This is a genomic window from Streptomyces katrae (assembly GCF_002028425.1).
In the GTDB taxonomy this organism is placed as follows: domain Bacteria; phylum Actinomycetota; class Actinomycetes; order Streptomycetales; family Streptomycetaceae; genus Streptomyces; species Streptomyces katrae_A.
Genome location: NZ_CP020042.1, coordinates 5034417 through 5048130, shown reverse-complemented (window position 1 = coordinate 5048130; position 13714 = coordinate 5034417). Strand labels below are relative to the sequence as shown.

Genomic DNA, 13714 nt, shown 5'->3' with positions numbered 1-13714 from the left:
CGAGGGCCCGTCAAACCCCCGCAACCCGTCCCCGATCGGAGGGTGGCGGAGTTCGGCGGCCCGTCAGCCGCGCGGTTTCGGGGCCGAAACCGGCGGTTCCACGGGAACGCGCATCGTGGCACAGATCACAGCGACCGCACTCCCGCCCAAAAGGTATGCGTACATACCGATTCCGGAGGAACCGAGCAGGAAGTCCCCTTCGGGGCGCGGGACACCGAGCAGGACGTACGAGAGGAACCAGCCGGCCGCCGCGACGCCCACGCCGAGCCCGCCCCCGAGGGCGATCCGGGCCCCCAGGAACAGCCCGAGCAGGGCCAGTACGGCGAGCACCAGCCCGGCCGGGAACCACAGGTCCACCACGAGCCACCCGGCCAGTCCGGTGGCGGCGCCCGCGACGAGCAGGCCCAGCAGGGCGGCGATCCGCCCCGCCGTCAGCGCCGTGGTCACGCCTCCACCCCCGCGAAGAGGTCCCGCTCGCGCGTCCCGGCCGGGGCCCCGGACTCCCCCACGGCCAACTCGTAGTACTCGCGGGCGAACAACGGCTGGGCCAGGTCGTTGGAGAGGGCGAAGACGGGGCCGTCCACGGCGATCTGGGTGGCGTGCGCCCGCATGGCGGCCGCCTTGGCCTCCACCAGCACCCGCTCGCCCTCCGCGTCGGCGATCTCGGCGGTGATCCGCCCGTCAGGGACCACGCCCGGGACGTCGGCGGGGGTCGCCAGGCCCGGGAAGGGCAGTTCGTTGCCCAGCTCGCGCAGCCGCGCGAAGCCCTCCTCGACGGCGGAGAGCGGCACCCGGTTCCAGTAGACCTTCGCGATGGCGTGCGGGGCGCCCAGCTCGGGCCGGTAGGCGGGGTCGGCGGCCAGCTCGGCGCCGCGCATGGCGACGCGGTGGGCCTGGATGTGGTCGGGGTGGCCGTAGCCGCCGTCCGGGTCGTAGGTGACCAGGACCTGGGGGCGCAGCTCCCGGATGACGGCGACGAGGTGGCCCGCGGCCTCGTCCACGCCGGTGGCCCAGAAGGAGCCGGGGCGGGCGTTCTGCGGGGCGCCCATCATCCCGGAGTCGCGGAACCGGCCGGCGCCGCCGAGGAAGCGGTGGTCGGCGACCCCGAGCTCCTTCATGGCGGCGGCGAGCTCGCCGACCCGGAAGGGACCCAGGGTGTCGTCGCGGTCCGGCGCGAGGTGGGCCAGCTCGGGCGGGATGACCTCGCCCTCCTCGCCGAGGGTGCAGGTCACCAGCGCGACATGGGCGCCCTCGGCCGCGTACTTGGCCATGGTGACGCCGTTGTTGATCGACTCGTCGTCCGGGTGCGCGTGCACGAGCAGCAGACGACGGGCGGGAAGACCGTTCATGGGCCCAGCCTACGAGGCCGCCCTACAGCTTGAGGCCACTGATCATGCTCGCCACGTTCGAGGTGAGCTGGCTGAGGGTGGGAGCCACCGTCGAACTCGCCAGGTAGAACCCGAGCAGTACACAGACGAACGCGTGCCCCGCCTTCAGTCCCGACCTCCGGACCAGAAGGAAGACGACGATCGCCAGCAGCACCACGGCCGAGATCGATAGTGCCACGGCGTTTCACCTCCATGTCGAGCGGACATCGGTACGCGTACTCGTGCTCGGCGATTCATACCCACCGTGCGCTACGGATCATAACTATCCGTACCAGCGCATCGGTCGAATTCCGGCAGCACGAGGGGCGCATACCGCGCACGCCCGGGGGCGTGGCGGAGCCGTGAGGGAGGCCTGCGCGCCCGCCGGCGCCCGTGCGGCCGTATCCCGCCCCGCCGGCCGAGGCCGGAACTCGGGGCAGAATCGGTCAAGTCACCCTCCCTGAGGGCGGGTTGGAGCCGAATCGGCACCCTCCGGGGGGACTATGCGGGGTGGCCGGAAATGATCGGTCCCTCCGGTGTTTTCCAGCCCGCTCCCTACTCCTCCGTCAGCGGGGACGGCGGGGGCGCGAGTTCCCCCGGGGGCGGGACCACCTGCCGCTCCGCCGCGAAGTGGCAGGCCGACGGATGGGCCGCCGGGCCCGCCGGGAAGACCGGCGGGACGGTCAGCAGCGGCACCTCCGTGGCACAGCGGGATTCGGCCTTCCAGCAGCGGGTGCGGAAGGGGCAGCCCGAGGGCGGGTTGGCCGGGGAGGGCACGTCGCCGGAGAGCAGGATCCGGTCCCGGTGGGCGCGGGCCTCGGGGTCGGGCACCGGCACGGCGGAGAGCAGGGCCTGGGTGTAGGGGTGGGTGGGGTGGTCGTAGATCTGGGTGTCGGTGCCGGTCTCGACGATCCGGCCGAGGTACATGACCCCGACCCGGTCGGAGATGTGCCGGACGATGGAGAGGTCGTGCGCGATGAAGACGTAGGAGAGGCCGAAGTCGGCCTGGAGCCGGTCCAGGAGGTTGACGACCTGGGCCTGGACGGAGACGTCGAGCGCGGAGACCGGTTCGTCCGCGACGATGACCTCCGGCCGCAGGGCGAGGCCGCGGGCGATGCCGATGCGCTGGCGCTGGCCGCCGGAGAACTGGTGCGGGTAGCGGTTGATGTACTCGGGGTTGAGGCCGACCACGTCCAGGAGCTCCTGGACCTTGCGCCGCCGGTCGCCCTTCGGGGCCACCTCGGGGTGGATCTCGAAGGGCTCGCCGATGATGTCGCCGACCGTCATGCGCGGGTTCAGCGAGGTGTAGGGGTCCTGGAACACCATCTGGATGTTGCGGCGCACGGCCTTGAGGGCCTTGCCCGACAGCTTCGTGATGTCCTCGCCCTTGTACGAGATGACCCCGGCGGTCGGGCGTTCCAGGTGGACCAGCATCCTGGCGACGGTGGACTTCCCGCAGCCGGACTCGCCGACGATGCCGAGGGTCTCGCCGGCGGCGAGGCCGAAGGAGACCCCGTCGACGGCCTTGACCGCGCCGATCTGCTTCTTGAAGAGGACGCCCCGGGTGAGGGGGTAGTGCTTGACGAGGTCACGGACCTCCAGAAGGGGCTCAGGCACCGAGGCACTCCTTCCAGAAGAAGCAGGCGCTGGTCCGGTCGGGGCCGGCCTCCGCCAGCGGCGGGACCTCGGTCCGGCAGACGGGCCGGGCCATGGGGCAGCGCGGGTTGAAGGCGCAGCCGGGCGGGATGGCCAGGAGGTTGGGGGGCAGGCCCTTGATGGCGTAGAGCTCCTGGCCCTTCTGGTCCAGGCGCGGGATCGAGTCGAGCAGGCCCCGGGTGTAGGGGTGGGCGGGTGTCTTGTAGAGGGCGTGGACGGGGGCGGACTCGACGATCCGGCCCGCGTACATCACGGCGATCTTGTCGGCCACGTCGGCGACGACGCCGAGGTCGTGGGTGATCAGGATCAGCCCCATGGCGAGTTCGCGCTGGAGCTCGGCGAGCAGGTCCATGACCTGGGCCTGGACGGTGACGTCGAGGGCGGTGGTGGGTTCGTCGGCGATGATCAGGGAGGGTTCCAGGGCCAGCGCCATGGCGATCATGATGCGCTGGCGCATGCCGCCGGAGAACTGGTGCGGGTAGTCGCCCACGCGCTGACGTGCGGCCGGGATCTTCACCCGGTCCATCAGCTCGACGGCCTTGGCGCGGGAGTCCTTGCGGGACATCCCGCGGTGGACCTCGTACATCTCGCCGAGCTGGGCGCCGACCGTGAGGACGGGGTTGAGGGAGGACAGGGCGTCCTGGAAGATCATCGCCATTTCGGCGCCGCGGATCCTCCTGCGCTCCTCCTCCTTCATCTTCAGCAGGTCCTTGCCCTTGAAGAGGATCTGGCCTCCCGTGATCCGGCCGGGCGGCATGTCGAGGATCCCCATCACGGCCTGGGCCGTCACCGATTTCCCGGAGCCGGACTCGCCGAGCACCGCGAGGGTCTCGCCCTCGTCCACCGAGTAGTCCACGCCGTTGACGGCCTTGGCGACCCCGTCGCGGGTGGTGAACTCCACGTGCAGGTCCCGGACTTCGAGCAGCATCTGGCGGCTCACTCCTCAGCGCAGCTTGGGGTCGAGGGCGTCGCGCACGGCGTCGCCGAGCATGATGAAGGCGAGCACGGTCAGGCTCAGGGCGCCGGCCGGCCAGAGCAGCATGTGCGGGGCGTTGCGGATCTGGGAGGCGGCGTTGGAGATGTCGATGCCCCAGGAGACGGTGGGCGGGCGCAGGCCGACTCCGAGGAAGGACAGGGTGGCTTCCAGGGAGATGTAGGTGCCCAGCGCGATGGTGGCGACGACGATGACCGGGACGACGGCGTTGGGCGCGATATGCCGCAGCAGCATGCGGGCGTTGCCGGCGCCGAGGGCCCGGGCGGCCTGGACGTAGTCGTTCTGTTTGACGGTGATCACCGAGCCGCGGGCGATGCGGGCGAGCTGCGGCCAGCCGAGCAGCACGATGAAGCCGACCACGGGCCAGACGGTGGTGCTGGTGACCACGGAGAGGAACACGAGCCCGCCGAGGACGACCGGGATCCCGAAGAAGATGTCCGCGACCCGGGAGAGCACGGCGTCGCCCCAGCCGCCGAAGAACCCGGCGAGCCCGCCGAGCGCGGAGCCCAGCAGGGCGGCGCCCAGGGTGGCGCAGATGCCGACGGTGATGGAGGCGCGGGCCCCGTAGACGGTGCGGGTGTAGACGTCGCAGCCCTGGGTGTCGTAGCCGAAGGGGTGCCCGGGGGCGGGGCCCTGCTGCGACTTGGCGAGCTCGCAGTGGAGCGGGTCGCCGCTCGCGATGAGCTGGGGCCAGAGGGAGATGACGACGAGGAAGAGGATGAGCAGGGCGGAGACGATGAAGACGGGGTTGCGGCGCAGCTGGTGCCAGGCGTCGGACCACAGGGAGCGGGCCCGCTCGCGGGGGCCGCCGGGGCCGGGGTCGAGGGGCTGTTCCAGGCTTTCGGCCTCCTCCAGTGCGAGGTCCATGACGCCTCCCTGTCCGGTCGGGGCGATGGCCTCGTGCTCGCCCGGCTTCAGCGGGTCGTAGGGCGGCTGCCGCTCGGGTTCAGGCATAGCGGATCCTCGGGTCCAGGACCGCGTAGAGCAGGTCGACGAGCAGGTTCGCCACCAGGAAGACGATGACGAGGATGGTCACGAAGCCCACGACGGTGGGCGAGTTGCCGCGCAGGATGCCCTGGTAGAGCTGGTAGCCGACGCCCTTGATGTTGAAGATCCGCTCGGTGATGATGGCCCCGCCCATCAGGGCGCCGATGTCGGTGCCGATGAAGGTGACCACCGGGATGAGGGAGTTGCGCAGCAGGTGGCGGGTGATGACCCGGCGGCGCGGCAGTCCCTTGGCGACGGCGGTGCGGACGTAGTCGGCCTTGACGTTCTCGGCGATGGAGGTCCGCGAGAGCCGGGTGACGTAGGCGAGGGAGACCAGGGCGAGGACGAGGCCGGGCAGGATCAGCTCGTCGAAGCGGGCGTCCGGGGAGACGGTGGGCCGGACCCAGCCCCATTTGACGCCGAAGAGGAACTGGAGCACGTACCCGGTGACGAAGGTGGGCACGGAGATGACGACGAGGGTGGCCACCAGCAGGCTGGTGTCGGCGGCCTTGCCCCGGCGCAGTCCGCCGATCACGCCGAGGGTGATGCCGACGAGGATCTCGATGAGGATCGCGACGCAGGTCAGCCGGAGGGTGACGGGGAAGGCGGTGCCCATCAGCTCGGTGACCTTCTGGCCGTTGAAGGCCGTGCCGAAGTCGCCCTGGAAGATCTGCCCCATGTAGTGGACGTACTGCTCCCACAGGGGCCGGTCGAGGTAGAGGTCCTTGCGGATGCGGGCGACGGTGGCGGGGTCGGGGGCCTTGTCCCCGAAGAGGGCCGCCACCGGGTCTCCCAGTGCGTAGACCATGAAGAAGATCAGGAAGGTGCTGCCGATGAACACGGGGATCATCTGGAGCAGCCGCCGGATCACGTAACGTCCCATGGATGCTCCAGGGTGTCGGGCTCGGCGGCGGGCGTCAGCTGACCTTGATCTCGTTGTAGACGGGGACGCTGAACTGGTTCAGGGCGACGTCGGAGATCCGTTCGGAGTGCCCGGCGCTGCCGTTCTGGTACCAGAGGGGGATGGAGGGCATCTGCTCGGCGAGGATCTTCTCGGCGTCCTGGAACTTGCCGATGGCCTTGGCGGTGTCGCTCTCCTGGTTGGCCTCGTCGACGAGCTTGTCGAAGTCCGGGCTGCTGAACTTGCCGTAGTTGGAGGAGGCGCCGGTGTAGTAGAGCGGCTGGAGGAAGTTCTGGATGAGCGGGTAGTCGGCCTGCCAGCCGGAGCGGAAGGGGCCGGTCAGCTTGAAGGCGCTCTGCTGGTTGCGGAAGTCGGCGAAGGTGCCGATGGGGTTGACGGTGCAGACGGGGCCCTCGCCCAGGGCGTTGTTGACGCTGTTGCAGACGGCCTCCATCCAGTCGCGGTGGGAGCCGGTGTCCACGTTCGAGGTGAGGGTCATCTTGCCGCCGGGCAGGCCGCCGGCCTCCTGGATGAGCTTCTTGGCCTCGGCGGGGTTGAACTTGCAGGCGTCGCCGCAGAGCGTGGACTTGAAGCCGCCCTTGTCGCCGAGGGCGGGCGAGGTCCAGTCCTTGGCCGGGGTGCGGGTCTCGCGGAAGATCTGCTCGGTGATCTCGTCGCGGTTGATCGCCATGGAGATGCCGCGGCGGACCTTGTCCATGCCCTCCTTGCTCCACTGCGGGTCGTAGAGCGGGAAGGTGAGGGTCTGGAGGATGAGGGCCGGCTGGTTGATGTAGCGGTCGCCGAGGTCGTTCTTGACGTTCTTCAGCTGCTGCGCGGGGACGTCGTCCACGAGGTCGAGGTTGCCGGAGATCAGGTCGGTGTAGGCGGTGTTGTTGTCCGTGTAGACCTTGAGGTCCACGCCGCCGTTCTGCGCCTTGTCCTCGCCGGGGTAGCCGTCCCACTTGCGCAGCTTCATGCCGGTGCCCTTGGTGTACGAGTCCACCGTGTACGGGCCGTTGCCGACCGGCTTGTTCAGCCAGCCGGAGTGGTCGGTGAAGAAGGCCTTGGGCAGCGGGGAGAAGGCCTGGTAGCCGAGGGTCTCGGGCCAGGTGGAGAACTTCGACTTCAGGGCGACGGTGAAGGTCTTGGGGTCCTTGACCACCAGCCCGGACATGGTCTTGGCCTTGGGCTCCCCGGAGGCGGGGTGCACGTCGTCGTAGCCGCGGATGCCTGCGAAGAAGGTGGCGTTGTTCTGCTTGTTGCGCACGTCCGCCGCGTAGTTCCAGGCGTCGACGAAGGACTGGGCGGTGACCGGTTCGTCGTTGCTGAACTTCCAGCCGTCCTTCAGGGTGATGGTGAAGTTCTGGCTGTCGGTGGTCTCGATCTTCTCGGCGACCATGTTGCGGGCCTCGCCCGTCTTGGCGTCGTAGCGCTTGAGGCCGCGGAAGAGCATGTCGAGGACCTTGCCGCCCTGCACCTCGTTGGTGTTGGCCGGCTCCAGCGGGTTCTGCGGGTCGCCCCAGGAGGAGCTGACGATCCCCGCCGCACCGCCACCGCCGCCGCTGTCGCTCCCGCCGCCGCAGGCCGTCGCCGCGAGGGCGACGGCCACCGCACATGCGGCCCACTGGGCGTGGGTGGCTCCGCGCATGGACTGCCTCCTAGGGGTCCCAAGACTCACTTAGGGGCAATGTCACCCTATGTAGGGCAGCTTTCACTCCTGGTTGGCCGTTTTGCACCCTCGCGTCCCCCGCCTGTCACCCCTGGGGGTGCAAAGGCAGGTCCCAGGTGTCGACGGCGTAGTGCAGGGTCATGCCGTGCGCCTCGTAGAGGGCCAGGGCTCCGCTCTCGTTGAGGGTGTCCACGCCCAGGCCCAGGGTGTCGCGGCCGCGGGCGGCGAAGGCGGCGAAGGCGTGGCGCAGCAGGAAGGCGCCGACGCCCCGGCCGCGGACCTCCTCGCGTACGCCGATGTGGCTGATCCAGCCCATGCTGGTGCGGTCGTCGCGGGAGAAGAGGACGGCCGCGTCGCCCTGTCCGGGCAGGCTCGCGATCCACACCAGGGACCAGTCGAGGCGGCGTCCGTCGACGTGGTCCAGCCAGGCCTCGTAGTCGCGCCCCACGTGTCCGAAGTGGGCGGCGAAGGTCTCCTCGACCAGGGCGTGGGCGCGGCGGCGGTCGGCCTCGTCGGCGGCGCAGTCGCGCAGCACGAGGCCGGCGGGCGGCTCGGGCGGCAGGTCGGCGGCCGGGCCGAGGGCGCGGGTCATCACCTGGTAGCGGCGGACGCTGCGGTAGCCGCGGCCGGTGAGGAGGGTGAGGTCGAGGGTGGGGCGGACGTTGAGCTGGAGGCGGAGCCGGGCGCCGCGTCCGGTGCCGGAGGCCATCCGGCGGGCCCGGTCCTCCATCCGGCGCAGCAGCGCCAGTGCGGCCCGGTCGTGGCCGGGCAGGACGTAGTGGTCGCCGTCGATCCGGCCGGGTCCGGAGTCGGCCCAGACGAGGGCGTAGGCGACGAGGCGGCCGCCTTGGAAGGCGAGCCAGGAGTCGGTGGCGAGGTCGACGTCGGGGTGGTTGAGGTCGGCCTCGACGGTGCCGAGGTCGGTTTCGGGCCGGCCGATCTCCACGAGGTCGACGGCGTTGAGCAGGGCGCAGATGTCCCGGGCGTCCCCGGGGCCGGCCGGGCGGACGGTCAGCGTGTCGGTGGCCATCGGGCCACTGTCGGCCGCCGCGGCGGGCGGCCGCAACCGCTTTGCCCGCCCCCGGTGCGTGCGGGGGCGGGCGGGGCGGGCGGGTGCCTCAGGTGAGCTGGACGTTGGCGAGGTCCATGCGGCCCTGGGCGTCGACCTCGACGTGGGTGACGTTCTTGGCGTAGGCGGCGGCCGACATGTAGGTGAAGACCGGGATGTACGGGAGGTCCCGGATGACGATGTCGTCGGCCTTCTGGTACAGCTTGAGGCTGTCGGCCGGATCGGTGGAGCGGTCGGCCGCGGCGAGGGCCGCCTCGAACTCCTCGCTCTTGTAGTGCCCGAAGTTGGAGCCGTTGGCGATGGCCTCCTTGGAGAACACCGGGCGCAGGTAGTCCTCGGCCGCCGGGTAGTCCATGGCCCAGCCCGTGCGGAAGGCTCCCTCGAACCGCTGGGCGCTCAGCGCGTTCAGCAGGTCGCCGGCCTTCGGGAAGGGCTTGGGGGTGACCTCGATGCCCAGGTTGGTCTTCAGCTGGGCGGCGACGGCCTCGATCCACTCCCTGTTGTCGCTGTCGGCCTCGTAGCCGAGTTCCATCTTGTTGCCGGGGATGCCTCCGGCGCGCTGGAACAGTTCCCTGGCCTTGACCGGGTTGAAGAGGCCGGCCTCGCCCAGGGCGCCCTTGCGGTAGCCGGGGACGATGGGGCTGATGAAGTCGTCGGCCGGCTTGCGGGTGCCGTTGAAGATGCTCTTCGCGATGGCGTCCCGGTCGATGGCCATCGAGATCGCCTTGCGGACGTCGGGCTTGCCGAAGGCCTCGGGGTCGGCTTCGAGCGGCAGGCCGATGTAGCCGATGGAGGCTTCCGGCTTGTAGATGTAGCGCTCGCCGAACTCCTGGGAGACGGTGGGCAGTGCGGTGACCGGCAGCTTGTCGACTATCTGCAGCTTGCCCGCCTTGAGGTCGCCGTAGGCGGCGTCGAGGTTGTCGTAGATCTTGAAGGTGACGCCGTCGAGCTTGGCGCGGCCGTCGCTCGGGTACTTGGCGTACTTCTTGATCTTGATCTGCTTGTTGTGCTCCCACGTGCCGTCCATCTGGAACGGACCGTTGCCGATCGGCGCCTCGCCGAACTTCTGCGGGTCCGCCTCGAAGGCCTTGGGCAGCGGGTAGAAGGCGTTGTAGCCCAGCATGTTCTTGAACTGGGAGAAGGGCGCCTTCAGCGTGACCACGAAGGTCTTGCTGTCGACGATCTTGAGACCCTTGAGCTCCTTGGCGGTGGGGGTCTTCCCCTTGCCCGGGGCCAGCTCGTCGGAGCCCTCGATCTTGGAGAAGAAGCCCATCGCCTCGGCGTCGTTCTCCTGGTTGGCCCCCCAGTTCCAGGCGCGCACGAAGGACTGCGCGTCGACCTTCTCGCCGTTGTGGAAGGTGTAGCCGTCCTTGAGCTTGATCGTCCAGGTCTTGGAGTCCGTCGACTCGATGGACTCGGCGACCGCGAGCTTCGGCTCGCTGGTCTTGTTGTCGTACGCGACCAGGCCGGTGAACAGCGCGTGCAGCACCTCGGCGCCCTCGGACTCGCCGGTGTTCTGGCCCACCAGGCCGTGCTGCGGCTCGCTCAGCCGCACGGTGATGTGGCCGCCCATCCGGCCCTCGGCGGACGGGTCGTCCCCGCCGCCGCAAGCCGTCATGGCCATCGCCAGCACGACGGTGCCGGCGGCCCATCGGGCGCGCGTTGCTCCACGCATGGGAAATTGCCTCCTCAGGAGTCACTGTCGATGTGCTCGTGAGCCGACGCTCCCCACAGCGCTTGACCCGAGACGCGAGCTCGATGGGGCCATCCTCGGGGACGCCCGGACCCATAGAACATACCTGAGCCGTCACGTTACCGAGCCGGTACGGGTACGCCCCCGGGCCCCGCAAACGCCGACCGGGCACGGCCGCAAGCGGCCGTGCCCGGCGGGGTGTGGCGAGGGGGTCAGACGGGCAGGACCGTCTTCTCCTCGGCGAAGTGGCACGCGGACTCGTGCGCCGCCTCGGTGTCCTGGCCCTTGAAGCGCTCCGGGACCGCCAGCAGCGGCACCTCGGTGGAGCACAGGTCCTGGGCCTTCCAGCAGCGGGTGCGGAAGCGGCAGCCCGACGGCGGGTTGGCCGGCGACGGGACGTCACCGGACAGGATGATCCGCTCGCGGCCCTCGCGGGCCGCCGGGTCCGGCACCGGCACCGCGGAGAGCAGCGCCTGGGTGTACGGGTGGGTCGGGTGGTCGTAGATCTGCGCGTCGGTGCCGATCTCCGCCATCTTGCCCAGGTACATCACGCCCACGCGGTCCGAGATGTGCCGGACGATCGAGAGGTCGTGCGCGATGAAGATGTAGGACAGGTTGAACTCGTCCTGCAGCTTCGCCATCAGGTTGATGACCTGCGCCTGCACCGACACGTCGAGCGCGGAGACGGGCTCGTCGCAGATGATGATCTCGGGCTGGAGCGCGAGGCCGCGGGCGATGCCGATGCGCTGTCGCTGGCCGCCGGAGAACTGGTGCGGGTAGCGGTTGATGTACTCGGGGTTCAGGCCGACCACGTCCAGGAGCTCCTGGACCTTGCGCCGCCGGTCGCCCTTCGGAGCCACCTCGGGGTGGATCTCGAAGGGCTCGCCGATGATGTCGCCGACCGTCATGCGCGGGTTCAGCGAGGTGTAGGGGTCCTGGAACACCATCTGGATGTTGCGGCGCACGGCCTTGAGGGCCTTGCCCGACAGCTTCGTGATGTCCTGGCCCTTGTAGAAGACCTCGCCGGACGTCGCCGTCTCCAGCAGCATCAGCAGCTTGGCGACGGTCGACTTGCCGCAGCCGGACTCGCCGACGATGCCGAGCGTCTCGCCCTGGTGCAGGTCGAAGGAGATCCCGTCGACCGCGCGGACGGCGCCGATCTGCTTCTTGAACAGGATGCCCTGGGTCAGCGGGAAGTGCTTGACCAGGTTGCGCACCTGCAGGATCGGCTCGCCGCGCTCGACGGGCGCCTCGATGGCGGCCACGGCCGCCGTCTCGGTGGCCGCCTCGACGACCTCGACCTCACTGATACCGGGGGTGGCGTCCACGGCGTCATCCTTCTTGTCGAACTCAGCCATGGAGCTGCTCCTCGCGGAAGTGGCAGGCGCTGGCACGGCCGGCCAGCTCGGTGCCGTCCTGCTCGGTCACCTGGAGCAGGGGCGGCATCTCGGTGCGGCAGATGTCCTGCGCCTTGGGGCAGCGCGGGTTGAAGGCGCAGCCCGAGGGGGCCTTCAGCAGGTTGGGCGGCAGACCCTTGATCGCGTAGAGCTCCTGGCCCTTCTGGTCCAGGCGCGGGATCGAGTCCAGCAGACCACGGGTGTACGGGTGCGCGGGGCGCTTGTACAGCTCGTGGACGGGAGCCTGCTCGACGATGCGGCCCGCGTACATCACGGCGATCTTGTCCGCGACGTCGGCGACGACGCCGAGGTCGTGGGTGATCAGGATCAGACCCATGTTGTACTCGCGCTGCAGGTCCGCCAGCAGGTCCATGACCTGGGCCTGGACCGTCACGTCGAGCGCCGTGGTGGGCTCGTCCGCGATGATCAGGTCCGGCTCCAGGGCGAGCGCCATCGCGATCATGATGCGCTGGCGCATACCGCCCGAGAACTGGTGCGGGTAGTCGTTGACCCGGCTCTTGGCCGCGGGGATCTTCACCCGGTCCATGAGCTCGATGGCCTTGACCGTGGCGTCCTTCTTCGACATGCCCTGGTGGACGCGGAACATCTCGCCCAGCTGGTTGCCGACGGAGAACACCGGGTTCAGGGCGGACAGGGCGTCCTGGAAGATCATCGCCATCTTCGGGCCGCGCAGCTTGCGCCGCTCGTTCTCCGGCAGCTTGAGGATGTCCTCGCCGCGGAAGAGGATCTCGCCCTTGGCGACCCGCCCGGGGGGCGAGTCGAGGATGCCCATGATCGCCTGCGCGGTCACGGACTTGCCGGAGCCGGACTCGCCGAGCACGGCCAGGGTCTCGCCGGAGGAGACGCTGTAGTTCACGCCGTTGACGGCCTTGACGACGCCTTCACGGGTCGCGAACTCGACGTGCAGGTCGCGCACTTCGAGAACGGGCACCTCGGTGTCGCCGCCCTTGGGGCGGGACTCGTCTGCGGTGATGCTTGAAGCAGTCATGTGGTGGTGCCGCCCTTCTAGCGCAGCTTCGGGTCGAGGGCGTCGCGGAGCCCGTCACCGACGAATACGAAGCCAAGGACCGTCAGCACGATCGCGATGCTGGGGTAGGTCCACAGGAAGTCCTTGACCCCCATGAAGTCCTTGGCGGCGGCGAGCATGTTGCCCCACTCCGGGACCTCGGGGCTCACGCCCACGCCCAGGAAGGACAGCGAGGCCTCGGCCACGATGGCACCGCCGACGCTGAACGCGGCGTAGGCCATCACGGCGGCGATGGAGTTGGGGATGATGTGCCGCAGGATGATCCGGCGGGTGTCCGCGCCCAGGGCGCGGGCGGCCAGCACGTAGTCGGCCTCGCGGACCGACAGGATCGAGCTGCGCAGCAGACGGGAGACCGTCGGCCACGAGAAGACGGCCAGCGAGATGATCACCGGCATCACGCCCCGGCCCATCGCGATGATGATGACGATGGCGCCGATCAGCAGCGGGAAGGCGAAGAAGACGTCGGCGATGCGCATCAGCACCGAGTCGGTGGCGCGGCCGAAGTAGCCGGCCAGCGCGCCGATGACGATGCCGATGAGGCACGCCAGGAAGATCGACGCGAGACCGATCTCCACGGCGATGCGGGTGCCGTAGATGATGCGGGAGAACTGGTCGCGGCCGAGGGCGTCGGTACCCAGCAGGTGACCGTTGCCCGGCTCCTGGAGGGTGTTGTTCAGGTCCTGGGCCAGCGGGTCCTGCGGGGCGATCAGCGGAGCGAAGATCGCGGTCAGGAACAGCAGCAGGACGAGGCCGAGGCCGACGACGGCCAGCTTGTTCGCGAGGAAGCGGTGGCGGATCTCGCCCCACTGGGTCACGCGGGCGACGGCCGGTTCGGCCTCCGCGTTCGCGGCCTGCGCCGGTGCGGTCGCGTCCCCCGCCACCGATGTGCTCTTGGTGAGCTCGGTCATGGGTAACTCCTAGAACGGGCTGCCT

13 protein-coding genes are annotated in these 13714 nt (G+C 69.8%); all 13 read right to left on the bottom strand.

Translation table 11 applies throughout. From position 1 onward, the window contains the following. Window positions 1-63 precede the first annotated feature (63 nt). The 13 genes from B4U46_RS23195 to B4U46_RS23135 all read right to left on the bottom strand — a co-directional run bounded on the left by B4U46_RS23195 (window position 64) and on the right by B4U46_RS23135 (window position 13689). Entirely contained in the window at window positions 64-447 is a 384-nt protein-coding gene (locus B4U46_RS23195) for a DUF6113 family protein (protein WP_079429625.1), read from the bottom strand. Next, the gene (mshB, locus tag B4U46_RS23190) at window positions 444-1349 is read right to left on the bottom strand and encodes an N-acetyl-1-D-myo-inositol-2-amino-2-deoxy-alpha-D-glucopyranoside deacetylase (protein WP_079429624.1); all 906 of its coding nucleotides are present in this window, start codon (window positions 1347-1349) and stop codon (window positions 444-446) included. Before mshB ends, B4U46_RS23195 begins: the two co-directional genes overlap by 4 nt. Before the next feature lie 22 nt (window positions 1350-1371). Then, window positions 1372-1566, bottom strand: a complete 195-nt coding sequence (locus B4U46_RS23185; protein ID WP_045952243.1) for a hypothetical protein — start codon at window positions 1564-1566, stop codon at window positions 1372-1374. Between the two features lie 356 nt (window positions 1567-1922). Continuing rightward, window positions 1923-2984 carry an ABC transporter ATP-binding protein gene (locus B4U46_RS23180; RefSeq protein ID WP_079429623.1) on the bottom strand — a complete coding sequence of 354 codons (1062 nt, stop codon included), beginning with the start codon at window positions 2982-2984 and terminating at the stop codon, window positions 1923-1925. Then, window positions 2977-3951: an ABC transporter ATP-binding protein gene (locus B4U46_RS23175; RefSeq protein ID WP_079429622.1), complete on the bottom strand. Its 975-nt coding sequence runs from the start codon at window positions 3949-3951 to the stop codon at window positions 2977-2979. The genes B4U46_RS23180 and B4U46_RS23175 overlap by 8 nt, the downstream gene beginning before the upstream one ends. A 15-nt stretch (window positions 3952-3966) precedes the next feature. Then, a complete protein-coding gene (locus tag B4U46_RS23170) occupies window positions 3967-4971 on the bottom strand; it encodes an ABC transporter permease (RefSeq protein WP_079429621.1) in 1005 nt (334 codons plus the stop codon). After that, the gene (locus B4U46_RS23165; RefSeq protein ID WP_079429620.1) at window positions 4964-5887 is read right to left on the bottom strand and encodes an ABC transporter permease; all 924 of its coding nucleotides are present in this window, start codon (window positions 5885-5887) and stop codon (window positions 4964-4966) included. The genes B4U46_RS23170 and B4U46_RS23165 overlap by 8 nt, the downstream gene beginning before the upstream one ends. Before the next feature lie 34 nt (window positions 5888-5921). Continuing rightward, on the bottom strand, window positions 5922-7553 hold the full coding sequence (locus tag B4U46_RS23160) for a peptide ABC transporter substrate-binding protein (RefSeq protein WP_079429619.1): 1632 nt from the start codon (window positions 7551-7553) through the stop codon (window positions 5922-5924). 106 nt (window positions 7554-7659) lie between these two features. Beyond that, window positions 7660-8604 carry a GNAT family N-acetyltransferase gene (locus tag B4U46_RS23155; protein ID WP_079429618.1) on the bottom strand — a complete coding sequence of 315 codons (945 nt, stop codon included), beginning with the start codon at window positions 8602-8604 and terminating at the stop codon, window positions 7660-7662. 88 nt (window positions 8605-8692) lie between these two features. Next, the gene (locus B4U46_RS23150; protein ID WP_079429617.1) at window positions 8693-10318 is read right to left on the bottom strand and encodes a peptide ABC transporter substrate-binding protein; all 1626 of its coding nucleotides are present in this window, start codon (window positions 10316-10318) and stop codon (window positions 8693-8695) included. A gap of 230 nt (window positions 10319-10548) precedes the next feature. Next, entirely contained in the window at window positions 10549-11694 is a 1146-nt protein-coding gene (locus tag B4U46_RS23145; RefSeq protein ID WP_079429616.1) for an ABC transporter ATP-binding protein, read from the bottom strand. Continuing rightward, window positions 11687-12742, bottom strand: a complete 1056-nt coding sequence (locus tag B4U46_RS23140) for an ABC transporter ATP-binding protein (RefSeq protein WP_079429615.1) — start codon at window positions 12740-12742, stop codon at window positions 11687-11689. Before B4U46_RS23140 ends, B4U46_RS23145 begins: the two co-directional genes overlap by 8 nt. Before the next feature lie 17 nt (window positions 12743-12759). Beyond that, entirely contained in the window at window positions 12760-13689 is a 930-nt protein-coding gene (locus B4U46_RS23135) for an ABC transporter permease (RefSeq protein WP_079429614.1), read from the bottom strand. Window positions 13690-13714: the final 25 nt, after the last annotated feature.

Bases quoted from the DNA above. Each gene is read 5' to 3' on its own strand.
- mshB (WP_079429624.1), bottom strand. From the start codon at position 1,349: ATGAACGGTCTTCCCGCCCGTCGTCTGCTGCTCGTGCACGCGCACCCG.
- B4U46_RS23175 (WP_079429622.1), bottom strand. From the start codon at position 3,951: ATGCTGCTCGAAGTCCGGGACCTGCACGTGGAGTTCACCACCCGCGAC.
- B4U46_RS23170 (WP_079429621.1), bottom strand. From the start codon at position 4,971: ATGCCTGAACCCGAGCGGCAGCCGCCCTACGACCCGCTGAAGCCGGGC.
- B4U46_RS23165 (WP_079429620.1), bottom strand. From the start codon at position 5,887: ATGGGACGTTACGTGATCCGGCGGCTGCTCCAGATGATCCCCGTGTTC.
- B4U46_RS23160 (WP_079429619.1), bottom strand. From the start codon at position 7,553: ATGCGCGGAGCCACCCACGCCCAGTGGGCCGCATGTGCGGTGGCCGTC.
- B4U46_RS23155 (WP_079429618.1), bottom strand. From the start codon at position 8,604: ATGGCCACCGACACGCTGACCGTCCGCCCGGCCGGCCCCGGGGACGCC.
- B4U46_RS23150 (WP_079429617.1), bottom strand. From the start codon at position 10,318: ATGCGTGGAGCAACGCGCGCCCGATGGGCCGCCGGCACCGTCGTGCTG.
- B4U46_RS23145 (WP_079429616.1), bottom strand. From the start codon at position 11,694: ATGGCTGAGTTCGACAAGAAGGATGACGCCGTGGACGCCACCCCCGGT.
- B4U46_RS23140 (WP_079429615.1), bottom strand. From the start codon at position 12,742: ATGACTGCTTCAAGCATCACCGCAGACGAGTCCCGCCCCAAGGGCGGC.
- B4U46_RS23135 (WP_079429614.1), bottom strand. From the start codon at position 13,689: ATGACCGAGCTCACCAAGAGCACATCGGTGGCGGGGGACGCGACCGCA.